At 65.3% G+C, this 15,352-nt stretch carries 14 protein-coding genes; 4 read left to right on the forward strand and 10 right to left on the reverse strand.

Annotated elements, in window-relative coordinates:
* Nucleotides 1–28: 28 nt before the first annotated feature.
* On the forward strand, nt 29–424 hold the full coding sequence (locus Atep_RS16640; RefSeq protein WP_236786069.1) for a beta/alpha barrel domain-containing protein: 396 nt from the start codon (nt 29–31) through the stop codon (nt 422–424).
* 258 nt (nt 425–682) lie between these two features.
* On the opposite strand, the gene Atep_RS08305 is transcribed toward Atep_RS16640, so the two are convergent.
* Genes Atep_RS08305 through clpS form a run of 4 tightly spaced genes read right to left on the reverse strand, consistent with a single transcriptional unit; the run spans nt 683 to nt 4,166 of the window.
* Complete coding sequence (locus tag Atep_RS08305; protein ID WP_213377885.1) at nt 683–1,063, reverse strand: nucleotidyltransferase family protein; 381 nt, start codon at nt 1,061–1,063, stop codon at nt 683–685.
* Nucleotides 1,060–1,503, reverse strand: coding sequence for a nucleotidyltransferase substrate binding protein (locus Atep_RS08310; RefSeq protein WP_213377891.1), 444 nt, complete (start codon nt 1,501–1,503; stop codon nt 1,060–1,062). The genes Atep_RS08305 and Atep_RS08310 overlap by 4 nt, the downstream gene beginning before the upstream one ends.
* A gap of 10 nt (nt 1,504–1,513) precedes the next feature.
* Nucleotides 1,514–3,784 carry an ATP-dependent Clp protease ATP-binding subunit ClpA gene (gene clpA / locus Atep_RS08315; protein ID WP_213377893.1) on the reverse strand — a complete coding sequence of 757 codons (2,271 nt, stop codon included), beginning with the start codon at nt 3,782–3,784 and terminating at the stop codon, nt 1,514–1,516.
* Nucleotides 3,785–3,842: 58 nt separating this feature from the next.
* Nucleotides 3,843–4,166 carry an ATP-dependent Clp protease adapter ClpS gene (gene clpS / locus Atep_RS08320; RefSeq protein WP_213377895.1) on the reverse strand — a complete coding sequence of 108 codons (324 nt, stop codon included), beginning with the start codon at nt 4,164–4,166 and terminating at the stop codon, nt 3,843–3,845.
* Nucleotides 4,167–4,419: 253 nt separating this feature from the next.
* Here clpS and Atep_RS08325 point away from each other — a divergent pair, with 253 nt between their 5' ends.
* A complete protein-coding gene (locus tag Atep_RS08325) occupies nt 4,420–4,626 on the forward strand; it encodes a cold-shock protein (RefSeq protein WP_213377898.1) in 207 nt (68 codons plus the stop codon).
* Between the two features lie 60 nt (nt 4,627–4,686).
* Here Atep_RS08325 and icd read toward each other — a convergent pair whose 3' ends face one another.
* From icd to hslO, 4 genes are all read right to left on the reverse strand, one after another.
* Nucleotides 4,687–5,943 (reverse strand): NADP-dependent isocitrate dehydrogenase, encoded by a 1,257-nt coding sequence (gene icd / locus Atep_RS08330; RefSeq protein WP_213377899.1) that lies wholly within the window; start codon nt 5,941–5,943, stop codon nt 4,687–4,689.
* 38 nt (nt 5,944–5,981) lie between these two features.
* Complete coding sequence (locus tag Atep_RS08335; RefSeq protein ID WP_213377900.1) at nt 5,982–7,568, reverse strand: AmpG family muropeptide MFS transporter; 1,587 nt, start codon at nt 7,566–7,568, stop codon at nt 5,982–5,984.
* A gap of 95 nt (nt 7,569–7,663) precedes the next feature.
* Nucleotides 7,664–8,929 carry a NupC/NupG family nucleoside CNT transporter gene (locus tag Atep_RS08340; RefSeq protein WP_213377901.1) on the reverse strand — a complete coding sequence of 422 codons (1,266 nt, stop codon included), beginning with the start codon at nt 8,927–8,929 and terminating at the stop codon, nt 7,664–7,666.
* Between the two features lie 24 nt (nt 8,930–8,953).
* The gene (hslO, locus tag Atep_RS08345) at nt 8,954–9,826 is read right to left on the reverse strand and encodes an Hsp33 family molecular chaperone HslO (protein ID WP_213377902.1); all 873 of its coding nucleotides are present in this window, start codon (nt 9,824–9,826) and stop codon (nt 8,954–8,956) included.
* A 404-nt stretch (nt 9,827–10,230) separates the two neighbouring features.
* Here hslO and Atep_RS08350 point away from each other — a divergent pair, with 404 nt between their 5' ends.
* Nucleotides 10,231–10,566: an HD-GYP domain-containing protein gene (locus tag Atep_RS08350; RefSeq protein WP_236786071.1), complete on the forward strand. Its 336-nt coding sequence runs from the start codon at nt 10,231–10,233 to the stop codon at nt 10,564–10,566.
* Nucleotides 10,567–10,573: 7 nt separating this feature from the next.
* Here Atep_RS08350 and Atep_RS08355 read toward each other — a convergent pair whose 3' ends face one another.
* A complete protein-coding gene (locus Atep_RS08355) occupies nt 10,574–12,835 on the reverse strand; it encodes an NADP-dependent malic enzyme (protein WP_213377904.1) in 2,262 nt (753 codons plus the stop codon).
* Between the two features lie 93 nt (nt 12,836–12,928).
* A complete protein-coding gene (locus tag Atep_RS08360; RefSeq protein ID WP_213377906.1) occupies nt 12,929–14,203 on the reverse strand; it encodes an HlyC/CorC family transporter in 1,275 nt (424 codons plus the stop codon).
* A 116-nt stretch (nt 14,204–14,319) separates the two neighbouring features.
* Here Atep_RS08360 and Atep_RS08365 point away from each other — a divergent pair, with 116 nt between their 5' ends.
* Nucleotides 14,320–15,267 carry a recombination-associated protein RdgC gene (locus Atep_RS08365; protein WP_213377908.1) on the forward strand — a complete coding sequence of 316 codons (948 nt, stop codon included), beginning with the start codon at nt 14,320–14,322 and terminating at the stop codon, nt 15,265–15,267.
* The last annotated feature ends 85 nt before the right edge of the window (nt 15,268–15,352 follow it).

Below are 15,352 nucleotides of genomic sequence, written 5' to 3' on the forward strand. Positions count from 1 at the left end.
TCGACATCACACGACGTCCACGCGATATGTGGATCGTCGATTTTGGAACGGAAGCGGCCCCATCGTTCCGGTTGTCGCGCCCGAGGTCGCCGACCACGCCCGCGCCATCGCCGAGGCCGCGCACCGGCTCGACACCCTGCGCGAAAACTGGCTCAACCCGCCGGAGTGGATCGAGCGCATCCCCGAAGTCGTCCCCGGCTATCCCGACCGGATCATCGCCAAGCCTGGACATGAGGGCGACCTGAAGAAACGCACCCTCACCAACCTCTACAACCATCCTCCCGCCTGGCTCACCAACGCCCACCGCGCCCTCGATGCCGCCGTCGCCCGCGCCTACGGCTGGGAGGACTACACGCCCGACCTTGCCGACGACACGATCTTGCAGCGCCTCCTGACGCTCAACCTGCAACGTGCGTCCCCATAGTCCATCACCCAACGTCTGAGCGCACCGGCCGCACGGACGCGGCCCCGAACCCGAGACCCCACATGACCTTCGACGCCCTCAAGTTCGTCCGCCGCCTGGAAAGAGGCGGTTTCTTGCACGAACAAGCCGAGGCGATTGCTTCGGCTGTTCGAGAGGCTCTACACGACATGAAATCCGCCGACGAGTCGGCGCGCAACACCTCTTCCGATATGGCGCAGTGGTTCGCCTGCCCCTGGTCAACCCGGCTCGTGAGTCGCCTCACAAGCCCACACCTTCAGGTGGAGATAGTTGACCCGGCTCGCTCTCACAAACTCCGGCCTTCAGGCCGGGGTAGTTGACATAGCCGCACTCGATCTCGCGGTGGAAGGACTCCGGAATCCGCGCCCAATCCACCACATCGACACGAATCGGCAAGTTACTTTCAACGAACGCCTCGCGCAGATCGAACAGCCTTTCACAGACCTGATGCGGATCGATGGGATGACGGACCACGAGATCGAGGTCACTCGCCTCGAACGCGCCGCCCGTAACACGGCTCCCATAGGCCCAAACATCATATTCAGGAACATACCGGCACAGGATCTCACGCACCATCTCCAGATAACGATCAGGCAGATCGAGTCCGGCGCCGGCACTCATGAGCGACCTCCGAAATCCGCATTGCCCGCAAGCAGACGCCCTTCCAGTCCACGCGCATCACGGATGAAATCCGGCATGAGCGCCAACGTCTCCTCGGCAAACGCCTCCCCATAGTCATGCGCCGTGTCGTTGCGGTTGTCGCGATACGCAAACCAGCGCTCGACTTCTTCCAGTGTCAGCAAACCATGCTGGGCCGCCAGTCGCAGAAGCTCCTTGACCGGCGTGGCTTCGAGCTTGCGCGCACCATGGCCGAAGTCTTTCAAGCGACGCTTGATGAGCTTGAAGCAGACTTCCTGCGTCAATTCGAACCCCTTGACGATCGCCATGCGGAAGACCTCCTGGTCCGTGCTCTGATGTTCCATCACCGCTCGCCGATAGAGCGCCACGGCCGATTCCAGCGCTCGCAAGGTACGACACAGATGATCCGTATTCAACGTCATGCAAGGCCGCTCACAGCTCGCGCACCTCGCCATTGATCTCGAAGGCGACCGCACCATCCCGGATGAAGACCCGCACCGAGCCGCCGCCCAGCAGATCGCCGAACAGCAGCTCATTGGCCAGCGGCTTCTTGATGTGCTGCTGGATGATGCGCGCCATGGGCCGCGCACCCATCTTGGGGTCATAGCCGGTGTCGGCCAGCCAGCGGCGCGCATCCTGATCGATGGTCAACGCGACCTTCTTCTCTTCGAGTTGCTGCTCCAGCTCGAAGATGAACTTGTCGACCACGTTGAGGATGGTCTCCTCGTTCAGGGGGCCGAACTGGACGATGCTATCGAGCCGGTTGCGGAACTCGGGCGTGAAGTAGCGCTTGAGCGCCTCCATGCCGTCGGTCGCGTGGTCCTGCTCGGTGAAGCCGATCGAGCGCCGCGAGGTCTCCTCCGCGCCCGCGTTGGTGGTCATCACCAGCACCACGTTGCGGAAATCGGCCTTGCGTCCGTTGTTGTCGGTCAGGGTGCCGTGGTCCATGACCTGCAACAGCAGATTGAAGACATCCGGATGCGCCTTCTCGATCTCGTCGAGCAGGAGCACGGCATGCGGATGCTTGTTGATCTGCTCGGTCAGCAGACCGCCCTGGTCGAAGCCGACATAGCCGGGCGGGGCGCCGATCAGCCGCGAGACGGTGTGCCGCTCCATGTACTCCGACATGTCGAAGCGCAGCAGCTCCATGCCCAGGATGCGCGCGAGCTGGCGCGTGACCTCGGTCTTGCCGACGCCGGTCGGTCCGGTGAACAGGAAGGAGCCGATCGGCTTTTCCTCATGCCCCAGCCCCGAGCGGTTCATGCGAATGGCCGAGGTCAGGGCATCGATGGCCGCGTCCTGGCCATAGACCACCATCTTGAGATCGCGGTCGAGATTCTTGAGCGACTCGGCGTCCGAGGCCGACACCCGCTTGGGCGGGATGCGCGCGATCTTGGCCACGATCGCCTCGACATCGGCGACATCGATACGCTTCTTGCGCTTGGACGGGGCCATGAGCTGCACATGGGCGCCGGCCTCGTCGATGACGTCGATCGCCTTGTCGGGCAGATGGCGGTCGTTGATGTGACGCGCCGAGAGTTCGGCCGCCGCACGCAGCGCCGGCTGGGTGTAGCTGACCTGATGATGGGCCTCGAAGCGCGATTTCAGGCCCTTGAGGATCTCGATGGTCTCCTCGACCGAGGGCTCCTCGACGTCGATCTTCTGGAAGCGCCGCGCCAGCGCCCGGTCCTTCTCGAAGATGCCGCGATATTCCTGATAGGTGGTCGAGCCGATGCAGCGCAGATCGCCCGAGGCCAGCACCGGCTTGATCAGATTGGAGGCATCCATCACCCCGCCCGAGGCCGAACCCGCGCCGATGATGGTATGGATCTCGTCGATGAAGAGGATGGCGTGCGGCTGGCGCTTGAGCTGAGCGAGCACCGCCTTGAGCCGCTTCTCGAAGTCGCCGCGATACTTGGTCCCGGCCACCAGACCGCCGAGATCCAGCGCATAGATCACGGCGCTCTCCAAGACCTCGGGCACCTCGCCGTCGACGATCTTCTTGGCCAGCCCCTCGGCGATCGCGGTCTTGCCCACGCCCGCTTCGCCGACGAACAGCGGATTGTTCTTGCGGCGCCGGCACAGGATCTGGATGGTGCGCTCGACTTCGTGCGCGCGTCCGATCAGCGGATCGATCCGGCCCTGACGCGCCAGCTCGTTGAGATTGGTGGTGAAGCTTTCGAGCGGACTGGCGCCTTCCTTCTCCTCGCCGCGCGCCTCCTCGGCCTCGGCGCCGCCGCCGTGCGCGTCTTCACCGCGATTCTCGCCCGGCACCTTGGAGATGCCGTGCGAGATGTAATTGACCACGTCGAGCCGGGTCACGTCCTGCTGATTGAGCAGATAGACGGCCTGGGAGTCCTGTTCGCTGAACAGCGCCACCAGCACATTGGCCCCGGTCACTTCCTTCTTGCCCGCCGACTGGACATGGAAGACGGCGCGCTGGAGCACGCGCTGGAAGCCGAGCGTCGGCTGGGTGTCGCGCTCCTCGTTGGGCGGGATCAGCGGCGTGGTCTCCTCGATGAAGGTCGCGATCTCGCGCCGCAACCGTTCGGCATCCGCGCCGCAGGCCCGCAACACCTTGGCGGCGGTCGGGTTGTCGAGCAGCGACAGCAGCATGTGCTCCACGGTCATGTATTCATGGTGCTTGGCCCGAGCCTCCTTGAAGGCTCGGTTCAGCGTGAATTCGAGTTCTTTGCTCAGCATCGGCCTGTCCCAAGGGTTGGATTCAAAGATAAAGCGGTCTTTCAGTCGTGGACACGATTCAGGCCTCTTCCATGGTGCACATCAGCGGATGCTGATTGCCTCGCGCATAGTCGTTGACTTGCGCCACCTTGGTTTCGGCGATGTCCTTGGTGAAGACTCCGCAGACTCCGACGCCCCGTGTGTGCACATGCAACATGATCTGGGTCGCCTTTTCCCGATTCATACCAAAAAAGATCTCCAGAACCAACACCACGAACTCCATCGGGGTGTAGTCGTCGTTCAAGAGCAGGACCTTATATAGGGGCGGGCGGCGCAATTTGGGACGGGCCTCCTGCACGCTCAGGCCGGATTCGCGCTCCTCGCCGGATCTAGGGTTAGTCATAGGCTTTGGGATGTTCGTCGAAGATGGGTCAAACAATGCACGTTTGACCATGGAAATCAAGTCACTATACTACCGAATCAGGGTACCGTTCGTCGGATTCAAGCGCCGACGGGTCGGTCGGCCCAGGGTGCAAGAGAACCCACCCGACCGGGCGCGTCGCCACTGGCGTGTCCCGTAACAACGAAAAGCCGCTCCGAAGCGGCCGGCGATCCAGACATTACCCTGAAGTGTGGAGTCTATCGAGGAGATAGTGATGATTACCGGTGTCGTCAAATGGTTCAACAACGCGAAGGGCTATGGCTTCGTGCAGCCTGAGGGACGTGAGGAGGATGTGTTCGTCCATTTCTCGTCGATCGACATGGACGGCTACAAGACCCTGCGCGAGGGCCAGAAGGTCGAGTTCGAGCTGAGCGAGGGGCCGAAGGGACTGCACGCGGCCAAAGTGCATCGCGTCACGTGAGACGTCTACCAGCCCCTCTCCACGTGCGGGAGAGGGGCTTTCCTTTCCTACAAGTCCGACTTACATCTTGCCGACGATCGCCTCGCCGAACTCCGAGCAGCTCAGCTTGGTCGCGCCATCCATCAGACGATGCAGGTCATAGGTCACGGTCTTGGCCGCGATCGCCCCTTCCACACCCTTGATGATGAGATCGGCCGCCTCGGTCCAGCCCAGGTGACGCAGCATCATCTCGGCCGAGAGGATGAGAGAGGCCGGGTTGACCTGATCCTTGCCGGCGTACTTGGGCGCCGTGCCGTGGGTGGCCTCGAACATGGCGACCGAGTCGGACAGATTCGCGCCCGGCGCCATGCCGATCCCGCCGACCTGAGCCGCCAGCGCGTCCGAGATGTAGTCGCCGTTGAGGTTGAGCGTGGCGATCACGTCGTATTCCTTCGGGCGCAGCAGGATCTGCTGCAGGAAGGCATCGGCGATCACGTCCTTGACCACGACCTCGCGCCCGGTGCGGGGATTCTTGAACGCACACCAGGGACCGCCGTCGATCTCGACCGCGCCGAACTCGCGCTGGGCCAGCTCATAGCCCCACTGTTTGAAGGCGCCCTCGGTGAACTTCATGATGTTGCCCTTGTGGACCAGGGTCACGGAGGCGCGATCATTGTCGATGGCGTACTGGATGGCCTTGCGCACCAGACGCTCGGTACCCTCGCGCGAGACCGGCTTGATGCCTATCCCTGAGGTCTCGGGGAAGCGGATCTTGGTGACGCCCATCTCCTTCTGCAGGAACTCGATGACCTTCTTCGCACCGGCCGAGCCTTCCTGCCACTCGATGCCGGCATAGATGTCTTCCGAGTTCTCGCGGAAGATCACCATGTCGGTGTGCTCGGGCTCCTTGAGCGGACTGGGCGTGCCGCTGAAGTAGCGCACCGGGCGCAGACAGACATAGAGGTCGAGTTCCTGACGCAGGGTGACGTTGAGCGAGCGGATGCCGCCGCCGACCGGCGTGGTCAATGGCCCCTTGATCGAGACCACGAACTCCTTGACGGCCTTCAACGTCTCTTCCGGCAGCCAGACGTCCTCGCCATAGGTACGGGTCGACTTCTCGCCGGCGTAGATCTCCATCCACTGGATCCGGCGCTTGCCGCCATAAGACTTGGCGACCGCCGCATCGACCACGGTGCGCATCACGGGCGTGATGTCGATGCCGATGCCGTCCCCCTCGATGAAGGGGATGATCGGCTGATCCGGCACGTTCAGTGAAAAATCGGCATTGACGCTGATCTTCTCGCCGCTGGTTGGAACCTGGATCTTTTCGTAAGACATGCGTCTGTTCTCTCTGGCCATTGAATCGGCCTATGCTATCACCCCGATCCGCCCTTGCGCATCGCCCCGGCCCGTTCCTCGGCGATGTCCAGCCGCCGACCGGCGATCCAGACCAGGGCGATCACCGGCACCCCGATGAGCGTGGTGAAGACGAAGAAGCCCGGATAGCCGATGCCGTCGACGAGGCTGCCCGAATAGCCGCCGAGCACCTTGGGCAGGAGCGTCATCAGCGAGCTGAAGATGGCGTACTGCACGGCGGTGAAGGAGACGTTGGTCAGGCTCGACAGAAAGGCGACGAAGGCCGCGCTCGCCAGTCCCGCCGCCAGATTGTCCGCGCCGACGGCGACATAGAGCAGTACCGCATCGGCTCCGGCATGGGCCAGGACCAAGAAGATCAGATTGGTCGCCGCCGACAGGATCGCGCCCAGCATCAGGATGCGCACCACGCCATAGCGGGTCGCCATCAGCCCGCCGAGCACCCCGCCCGCGATGCTGACGAAGACGCCGAAGGTCTTGACCGCCGTGGCGATCTGCGGCTTGCTGAAGCCGATGTCCTGATAGAAGACATTGGAGATGACGCTGAGCACGATGTCCGAGATCCGGTACAGCCCGATGAGCGCCAGCAGCAGCAAGGCCGTCTTGAGTCCGTAGCGGGCGAAGAAGTCGAGCGCCGGCTCGATCCAGACCGCACGCGCCATGGCCCGATCGATTGCGCCCAGCCGCACCAGCGCCCAGCCGACGAGCGCCGCCACGCCTACGGCCAGGGCGAAATGCAGGGTCTCCAACAGGAAGGCTCCGAGCGCACCGCCGGCGAGCCGGTGCTTGAGATCGCCGAACAGCGTCCCGCTCAGAAAAAAGCCGCCGACGAAGGCGCCGGCCATGAGCGCGAACACCAGCACCAGGCGCAGATAGTCGAGTGCCGAGTAGTGGGTGAGCGCCTTGGGCCGATAGGTTTCCGGCTCGCGGATGACGAGCGTGGTGAGCACCCCGACCAGCATCACGGTAGCCATGATCAGATAGGTCGTGCTCCAGGCGGTGTAACTGTAGGCGCCCGCCTTCGAGCCGAAGGCCGAGGCCAGAACCAGTGCGCCCGCGCCCGAGGCCACCATGGCGATGCGATAGCCCGCGATATAGGTCGAGGACATCAGTGCCTGGAGTCGGGGCGGAGCCGATTCGATGCGATAGGCGTCGATCACGATGTCCTGGGTCGCCGAGGAGAACCCGAGCAGCACGGCCGCGAGCGCCATGTGCGTGAGACTGTCGCCGCCGCTCGCCGGATCGATCAGGGCCATGAGTACGATGGCCGTGATGATCGCCAGTTGCGCGACCAGCAGCCAGGCGCGTCGCCGCCCCAGCCGGCGGGTCAGCCAGGGCAGGGGCAGGGTGTCGATCAGCGGCGCCCAGACGAACTTGAACGAATAGCCGAGCGCGGCCCAACTGAAGAAGGTGACGGCATTGCGTTCGATCCCCGCCTCGCGCAGCCACAGCGACAGCGAGGAGAAGATCAGGAGCAGCGGCACCCCGGCCGAGAAGCCGAGCAACAGCATGGCGAGCACGCGCCGGTCGAGCAGTTCGCCGAGCGTCTGGCGCCAGTCGCGCGGCGCCTCTGTGGAAGATTGAGTCATGCCTAAGAGAAGATCCTGATCTGCGGTGCCTGACGGCGGACGCTCGGCAGTCTAGGTGGCGCTGGGGGACTGGGCAAGCGGTGGTCGATCACGGTTCACAGCAGGATCGCCACCACGGCCCCGGTCATCAGGGTCGCGAGCGTGCCGGCGAGGATGGATTTGAAGCCGAGCGCGACGATCTCAGGGCGGCGCTCGGGAGCCAGGGCGCCGAGTCCGCCGATGAGGATGCCGAGACTGCCGAGATTGGCGAAGCCGCACAGCGCATAGGTCAGGATGATGCGACTGCGCTCGCCGAGCGCTTCGGGCGGCAGCGCGGCGAGCTGGAGATAGGCGACCAGTTCGTTGAGCACAGTCTTGACGCCCATGAGCGCGCCGGCGGTCTGGGCCTCGGACCAGGGGATACCGATCAGCCACATGACCGGCGCCATCAGCCGGCCGAGCAGCCGTTGCGCCGTGAGCGGCTCGCCGGCGACCTCGGGCAGCAGACCCAGCGCCTGATTGAACAGGCTGACCAGGGCGACCATGACGATCAGCATGGCGATGATGTTGAGCCAGAGCGGGATGGCCTCCAGCGTGCCGCGCGTGATGGCGTCCATCGCGCTGTGGGCGGGGCGCTCGATCCGGGTCTCCAGGATCGGATCGGCGCCGGCCGGCTCGGGGATCAGGAGGCCGGCGATCACCAGTGCCGCCGGGGCGTTGATCAGCGAGGCGGTGAGGATATGGCCCATGGCGTCCGGCACCACCGGCCCGATGAGACTGGCATAGAGCACCATCACGGTGCCGGCGATGGTGGCCATGCCGCAGGTCATCACCCCGAACAGCGCCGAGTGCGACAGGCTCGACACATAGGGCCGGATCAGCAACGGTGCTTCGGTCATGCCGACGAAGACATTGGCGGCGGCGGCGAGTCCGAGCGGCCCGCCGGTGCCCAGGGTGCGGCGCAGCAGCCAGGCGAAACCACGCACGACCAGCGGCAGGATGCGCCAATGAAAGAACAGGGACGAGAGCGCGCTGATGACCAGGATCAGCGGCAGGGCGCGGAAGGCGAGCACGAAGCTGTTGTGCGGATAGAGCGTCTCGAAGGGCGCGGCGGCCCCGCCGAGATAGCCGAACACCAGCTCGGTGCCCGCCTGGGTCGCGGTCTGGATGGACAGCACCAGTTGGTTGAGCAGCAGAAAGCCGTCCTTGACCCCCGGCAGTTTGAGCAGCACCAGTGCCATGACGAATTGCAGCCCCAGACCGGCGAGCACCAGCCGGGGTCGCACGGCGCGCCGATCCTCGCTCAACAGCCAGGCGAGCGCCGGAAACGCCGACAGCCCGAGCAGCGGCTGGAGTCGCGTCAAGATGTCCGGATGATCCATGGGGCGGCGACGGGCGTTACCGGATCATTGCTGGGTCGTTGGCGGCGTGTGGCGGGTGAGGCCGGCGAAGAGCTGGCGTGCGTCGACCGGGTCGAAGTGATAGAGCCGGTTGCAGAACTCGCAGGTGACTTCGACGGCCCCGTGTTCGTCGAGCAGGCTGTCGATGTCGGACTCGCCGAGCAGCTTGACCATGTCGGCGATGCGCGTGCGCGAGCAGCCGCAGCGGAAGGAGAGCGGTTCCGGCTCGAACAGGCGCACGGTCTCCTCGTGGAAGAGCCGGTGCAGCAGGGGTTCGGTCGCCAGCCCCAGCAATTCTCTGGGCGTGAGCGTGTCGGCGAGAAGGGTCACTCGGTTCCAGTCTTCCTCGGTCGCGCCGGCCTCCGGCAGGCGTTGCAGCAACAGGCCGGAGGCGCGTGACGGACCCGCCGCCAGCCACAGTCGGGTCGGGATCTGCTCGGAGTCGGTGAAATAGCGTTCGATGGCGTCGGTCAGGCGCGCACCGGCCAGTGGGATCACACCCTGATAGGGCTGACCGCGACCCTGGTCGATGGTGAGCACCAGTTGTCCCGTGCCGAACTGCTCGCTCAGCGACTCGACCGCCGGAACCTCGCCCTCCCAGCGTGCCAGGCCGCGCACGGTGCGTGCGTGTGTGGCCTGGGCGACCAGGGTGCGGATGGGGCCTGAACCCTGGATCTGGAGGATCAGCGAGCCTTCGAACTTGATGGTCGCCGCCAGTAGCGAGGCGGCGGCCAGCGCTTCACCCAGCCGGGCGGCCACCGGCTCGGGGTAGGGATGCGCCTCCAGCACGGCGCGCCAGCTCGCGTCCAGATGGACCAGATTGCCGCGGATGCCGGCCTGTTCGAAGAGAAAGCGTGAGAGTGTATCCGAGTCGTTCATAGATGCTGGATCCGAAAATCACTCCACATTGATTGCAATACCGGCATTGTGGGCAGTGCATTCAAGGTGCGTCAAGGTGCCTGTCAATGGCGACGAGTCAGCAGAACGATCCGAATCGGCAGCGTTTGGCCCGGACGTCGGCCGGACAATCGTTTACCTGATTAGTTACGAATCTCAGCCGAGTCGTCTCTTCCGGCCTACACTCTAAGTAGATGCCACCCATCGGAGACCACAGATGCCTCCGAACACAATTCGGTTCCTGATTATTAACATAGCTCAGCCGGTTTGAGGAGGCGGTGCGGCATTCTCGTCGCACGAGAGCGCGGCGATGAACGGACTGGTCTCGACCACGGGCATGCCGCCGATCGGAGCGTTTCGAGGCGCTGTCGCGCTTCCTGGACATCGTGACCGACAGTCAGCCCCATCCCATCCTGGTCGTGGATGCCGAGAACCGCGTCAGCTTCGGCCCGGTGCTCGAGACCCTGGCCCAGATCAACGAGTGTTGCGACGGCAGCGGCCGGCCGCGGGGGCCGGCGGGCGAGGAGATCCTGATCACGGCCCAGATCGTGGCGATCGCCAACGCCTTCGTGGCCCCGATCAGTCCGCGCGCCTTCCGCGACGCCCGGAGCTTCGACGAGGCCGCCGCCATCCTCATGGCCGAGAGCGGCCGGCGCTTCGACCGGCGCGTCGTCCTGAGTCTGCTCAATCATCTCGACAACAGGGGCGGGCGCGCGTCCTAGGCCGGGTTCAACCCGCCTGCACCACCGCCAGCGCCGTCATGTTGAGCAGCCCGCGCACCGTGGCGCTGGGCGTGACGATGTGCGCCGCCTTGGCCGTGCCGAGCAGCATGGGACCGAAGGTCGCCGCATCGTCGAGCGTGCGCAACAGGTTGAAGGCGATGTTGGCCGCGTCCTGGTTGGGCATGATGAGCAGATTGGCACGCCCGTTCAGTCGCGAGTCCGGGAAGCGCGCCTGACGCCCGACGGCATCGAAGGCGAGATTGGCGTGCATCTCGCCCTCGACCTCCAGCTCGGGTTCCTGTGCGCGCAGCAGACGCAGGGCCTCGGTCATCTTGGCCGCGCTCGGCGAGTCGTCGCTGCCGAAGTTGGAGTGCGAGACGAAGGCGACCCTGGGTGTGAGACCGAAGCAGCGGACCTCGGCGGCGCACAGACGGGTGATCTCGGCCAGATCCTCGGCGCTGGGGTCGATCTGGACATAGGTGTCGGCGATGAACAGCGGCCCGGACGGCAGCACCACGGCATTCATGGCGGTCAGGCGGCGCACGCCGGGCGCCGTGCCGATCGTCTCCTCGACGTGCTTGAGATGGCGCGAATAGCGTCCGACCAGACCGCAGAGCAGGGCATCGGCATCGCCGCAGCGCACCAGGGTCGCGGCCAGCACCGTGGGATCGTTGCGGATGTATTCGCGCGCCTCGTCCGGGGCATAGCCGCGCCGCTTGACCTGATCGTAGAAGGTGCGCCAGTGGGTCTCGATCCGGGGATTGTCGCCGGGGACGACGAGGTCGAAGTCGCGCTCGGGACGCAGACGCAGACCCAGGGCCTTGAGCCGCGCACCGATCACCTCGGGGCGACCGATCAGAACCGGACGCGCGATGCCCTCGCTCACCGCCTGCTGCGCGACCTGGAGCACGCGCTCGTCCTCGCCCTCGGCGAAGACCACGCGCTTGGGCGCGGCGCGCGCCTGATCGAACACCGGCTTCATGGTCAGCCCGGTGCGATAGGCGCGATGACGCAGCGACTGACGATAGGCGTCCAGATCGGCGATCGGGCGCGTGGCCACGCCGCTGTCCATGGCCGCACGCGCCACGGCCGGGGCCAGATGCTCCATCAGACGCGGATCGAAGGGCTTGGGGATCAGATACTCGGGTCCGAACTGGAGCTGCTGCCCGCCATAGGCCGCGCGCACGATGTCGGACGGTTCGGCCATCGCCAGATCCGCGATGGCGCGCACACAGGCGACCTTCATGGCCTCGTTGATCTCGCTGGCGCCGCAGTCGAGCGCGCCGCGGAAGATGAAGGGGAAGCAGAGGACGTTGTTGACCTGATTCGGGAAATCCGAGCGTCCGGTGGCGATGATGGCGTCCGGACGCGCCGCACGCGCCAGATCCGGCATGATCTCGGGGACCGGATTGGCGAGCGCCATGATGATCGGCGCCTCGGCCATCTTGGCCAGCCACTCGGGCTTGAGCACGCCGGCGGCCGAGAGTCCCAGGAAGATGTCGGCACCCGCGATGGCCTGCTCCAGGGTGCGCCGGTCGGTCGCGACGGCATAGCGGCCCTTGTAGGGGTCCATCTCCTCGATGCGGCCCTGATAGACGACGCCGGCGATGTCGGTGAGCGTCACGTTCTCCTTCGACAGACCCAGTTCGACCAGCAGATCCACACAGGCCAGAGCGGCGGCGCCCGCGCCGGCCGTCACCAGTCGCACCCGGCCGATGTCCTTGCCGACCACGCGCAGGGCATTGAGGATGGCGGCGCTGACCACGATCGCCGTGCCGTGCTGGTCGTCGTGGAAGACCGGGATGCCCATGCGTTCCTTGAGCGCGCGCTCGATGATGAAGCAGTCAGGCGCCTTGATGTCCTCCAGATTGATGCCGCCGAAGGTCGGCTCCAGCCGTGCCACGGTCTCGATGAAGGCTTCGGGATCGCGCTCGTCGATCTCGATGTCGAAGACGTCGATGTCGGCGAACTGCTTGAACAGCACCGCCTTACCTTCCATCACCGGCTTGGAGGCCAGCGCCCCGATCGCGCCCAGACCCAGGACGGCGGTGCCGTTGCTGATGACGGCGACCAGATTGCCGCGCGCGGTGTAGTGCGAGGCGGCGAGTGCATCCTGTTCGATCTCGCGGCAGGCGGCGGCCACGCCGGGCGAATAGGCGAGCGCCAGATCGCGCTGGTTGGCCAGCGGCTTGGTGGCCTTGATCTCCAGCTTGCCGGGCTTGGGATAACGGTGATAGTCCAGGGCGCTCTGGTCGCGGTCTTCCGACATGGGTGTCTCCGATGGTGGGCCTTGGGATGGATCTCCCGTGACCGGTCATTATGATGCAGCGCAACAGGCCGCGGCAAAGGCTCGCTTCAGGGGTCAGCGGCGCCTCTTGCTCGGCGGTGTCGGCACGATCTTGACGGTCCGCACGCCATTGTCGGCCGTCTGGACGATCTCCAGCGGATGCCCGACGAGCTTGAGGCTGGTGCCGGGTTCGGGGATGGTCTCCATGTACTCCAGGATCAGCCCGTTGAGCGTCTTGGGTCCGTCGGTCGGCAGTTCCCAGCGCAGGGCGCGGTTGAGGTCGCGCAGACTGATCGAGCCGTCGACGAGCAGACTACCGTCCTCGGTGCGATGCATCTCAGGCAGGCTGTCGGATGGGTCGGTGGTGAACTCGCCGACGATCTCTTCCAGGAGATCCGTCATGGTGATGAGCCCCATGAAGTCCCCATATTCATCGACGACCAACCCGACCTGCTGCTTGGCGCGCTGGAAGTTGAGCATCTGCTGATAGAGCGGCGTGCCCTCGGGGACGAAATAGGGCTCGCGGGCGATTTCGCGCAGCGACGCCTTGTCCAGCCCGTGCTCCAGCATCGCATGCAGGGCATTGCGCGCATGGAGCACGCCGACGACGTTGTCGATGCTGCCGTCGTAGAGCGGCAGCCGGGTATAGCTGGTGTTGCGGATGGTCTGGAGGATCTCGTCCTCGCTGTCCTGGAGATCTATGCCCTCGACCTCGTTGCGTGGGATCATGATGTCCTCGACCGTGGCGTTCTCCAGATCCAGGATCGCCAGCAGCATCGTGCGACTGCGCTCCGGGATCATGGCCCCGGCCTCGCTGACCACGGTGCGCAGTTCCTCGCGGCTCAGGTCCGCCGGCGGCGCACCCTCGGGGACGATCCCGATCAGTCTCAGGATGCCGTTGGTGAAGAGATTGACGAACCAGACGACGGGATAGAGCAGCGTCAGCAGGTGGCGGTAGACATGGGCGGCCGGAAAGGCCAGACGCTCGGGGTGAAGGGTCGCATAGGTCTTGGGCGCGACCTCGGCGAAGATCAGGATGATGAGCGTCAGCAGACCGGCGGCGATGCCGATGGCCGCCTCGCCGCCGAGACGCAGCGCGATCACGGTCGCCAGCGACGAGGCCATGATGTTGACGAAGTTGTTGCCGAGCAGGATGAGTCCGATCAGCCGGTCGGGTCGCTCCAGCAGTCGCCGGGCGAGGCGCGCGCCCCTGTGTCCGCGATCGGCGAGATGTTTCAGCCGGTAGCGGTTCATGGTCAGGAGCGCGGTCTCCGAGCCCGAGAAGAAGCCCGAGAGCGCGATGAGGACGAGGAGTGCGATGAAGAGTCCGGGCAGTGAGAGTTCGTTCACAATGTACCGATCGGTGGCCGAGGTTACGGTCATTCTAAACCGCTCCCGTATGGCTTGCCCTTTCCGCGTCGCCCCGAGTCGGGCATACTCCGCGCCTTTTCGTATGGGGACTCGCCATGTTCAAGAATGCACGCTTCTTCCGTCTGGACCAGCCGTTCGAGTTCACGTCCGCCGAGCTGGAGGAGGCGCTGGGCGGGCGGCGCTTCCGTCCCTGCGGTCCGATCGAGACTTCGACCCTGGGCTGGGCCTCGCCGCTGGGCGAGGAGACCAGGGCGCTGGTGCAGGCGGTGAGCGGCTGCTATCTGATCTGCGCGCGCCGGCAGGAGCGGCTGCTGCCGGCGGCCGCCGTGGCCGAGGCGCTCGACGAGCGGGTGAGCGAGCTGGAGGCGGGCGAGGCGCGCGATGTCGGGCGGGCCGAGCGGCGTCGGCTGCGCGAGCAGATCATCAATGAGATGCTGCCGCGTGCCTTCACCCGTTCGCGTCGCACCCAGCTCTACATCGACACCGAGAGCGGCTGGCTGGTGGTGGATTCGTCGAGCGAGAAGCAGGCCGAGGACGTGGTGTCGTTGTTGCGTGAGACGCTGGGCTCGCTGCCGGTCAGGCTGCCGGATCCGGTGCGGCCGGCGGCCAATGTGCTGACGGGCTGGCTGCTGGAGGACAGTGTGCCGAGCGATTTCGTGCCTGGGGATGCCTGTGAGTTGCGCGATGTCGATGAGAAGGCGGGCGTGGTGCGTTGCAGTCGACAGGATCCGGCGAGCGAGGAGATCCTCAACCATCTGCGCGCGGGTAAGCAGGTGACTAAGCTGGCGCTGGAGTGGGACGAGCGTCTGAGCTTTACGCTGGCCGACGATCTGTCGCTCAAGCGCTTGCGGGTGGGGGAGGCGTTGCTGGAGGAGCTGGACGGCGACGACATGGACCCGGCGCAGCGGCTGGACGCGGAGTTCGTGATCCTGGCGTTGCAGTTGCGTCGGTTGATCGCGCGTCTCGATGAGGTGTTCGGGCTGGCGCCTGTGAGTTCCGGGTCTTCCGGTTCGTCTGCAAGCACGCTGGATGCGCCGTTCTGAGGTTGGGCCGGGATTTGGGCGTTGTGCCGACTTCCGGGTCGGGTGACGGCGGGCGGGGGACAAGGAACCGCCGAGTCGTTTTCGA

Origin of the sequence: Allochromatium tepidum, assembly GCF_018409545.1 — a bacterium.
GTDB classification, from domain to species: Bacteria; Pseudomonadota; Gammaproteobacteria; order Chromatiales; family Chromatiaceae; genus Thermochromatium; species Thermochromatium tepidum_A.

What these genes read in the sequence shown, in the direction of transcription:
- Atep_RS08305 (WP_213377885.1), bottom strand. Translation starts at nt 1,063, where the DNA reads ATGAGTGCCGGCGCCGGACTCGATCTGCCTGATCGTTATCTGGAGATG.
- Atep_RS08310 (WP_213377891.1), bottom strand. Translation starts at nt 1,503, where the DNA reads ATGACGTTGAATACGGATCATCTGTGTCGTACCTTGCGAGCGCTGGAA.
- clpA (WP_213377893.1), bottom strand. Translation starts at nt 3,784, where the DNA reads ATGCTGAGCAAAGAACTCGAATTCACGCTGAACCGAGCCTTCAAGGAG.
- clpS (WP_213377895.1), bottom strand. Translation starts at nt 4,166, where the DNA reads ATGACTAACCCTAGATCCGGCGAGGAGCGCGAATCCGGCCTGAGCGTG.
- Atep_RS08325 (WP_213377898.1), top strand. Translation starts at nt 4,420, where the DNA reads ATGATTACCGGTGTCGTCAAATGGTTCAACAACGCGAAGGGCTATGGC.
- icd (WP_213377899.1), bottom strand. Translation starts at nt 5,943, where the DNA reads ATGTCTTACGAAAAGATCCAGGTTCCAACCAGCGGCGAGAAGATCAGC.
- Atep_RS08335 (WP_213377900.1), bottom strand. Translation starts at nt 7,568, where the DNA reads ATGACTCAATCTTCCACAGAGGCGCCGCGCGACTGGCGCCAGACGCTC.
- Atep_RS08340 (WP_213377901.1), bottom strand. Translation starts at nt 8,929, where the DNA reads ATGGATCATCCGGACATCTTGACGCGACTCCAGCCGCTGCTCGGGCTG.
- hslO (WP_213377902.1), bottom strand. Translation starts at nt 9,826, where the DNA reads ATGAACGACTCGGATACACTCTCACGCTTTCTCTTCGAACAGGCCGGC.
- Atep_RS08355 (WP_213377904.1), bottom strand. Translation starts at nt 12,835, where the DNA reads ATGTCGGAAGACCGCGACCAGAGCGCCCTGGACTATCACCGTTATCCC.
- Atep_RS08365 (WP_213377908.1), top strand. Translation starts at nt 14,320, where the DNA reads ATGTTCAAGAATGCACGCTTCTTCCGTCTGGACCAGCCGTTCGAGTTC.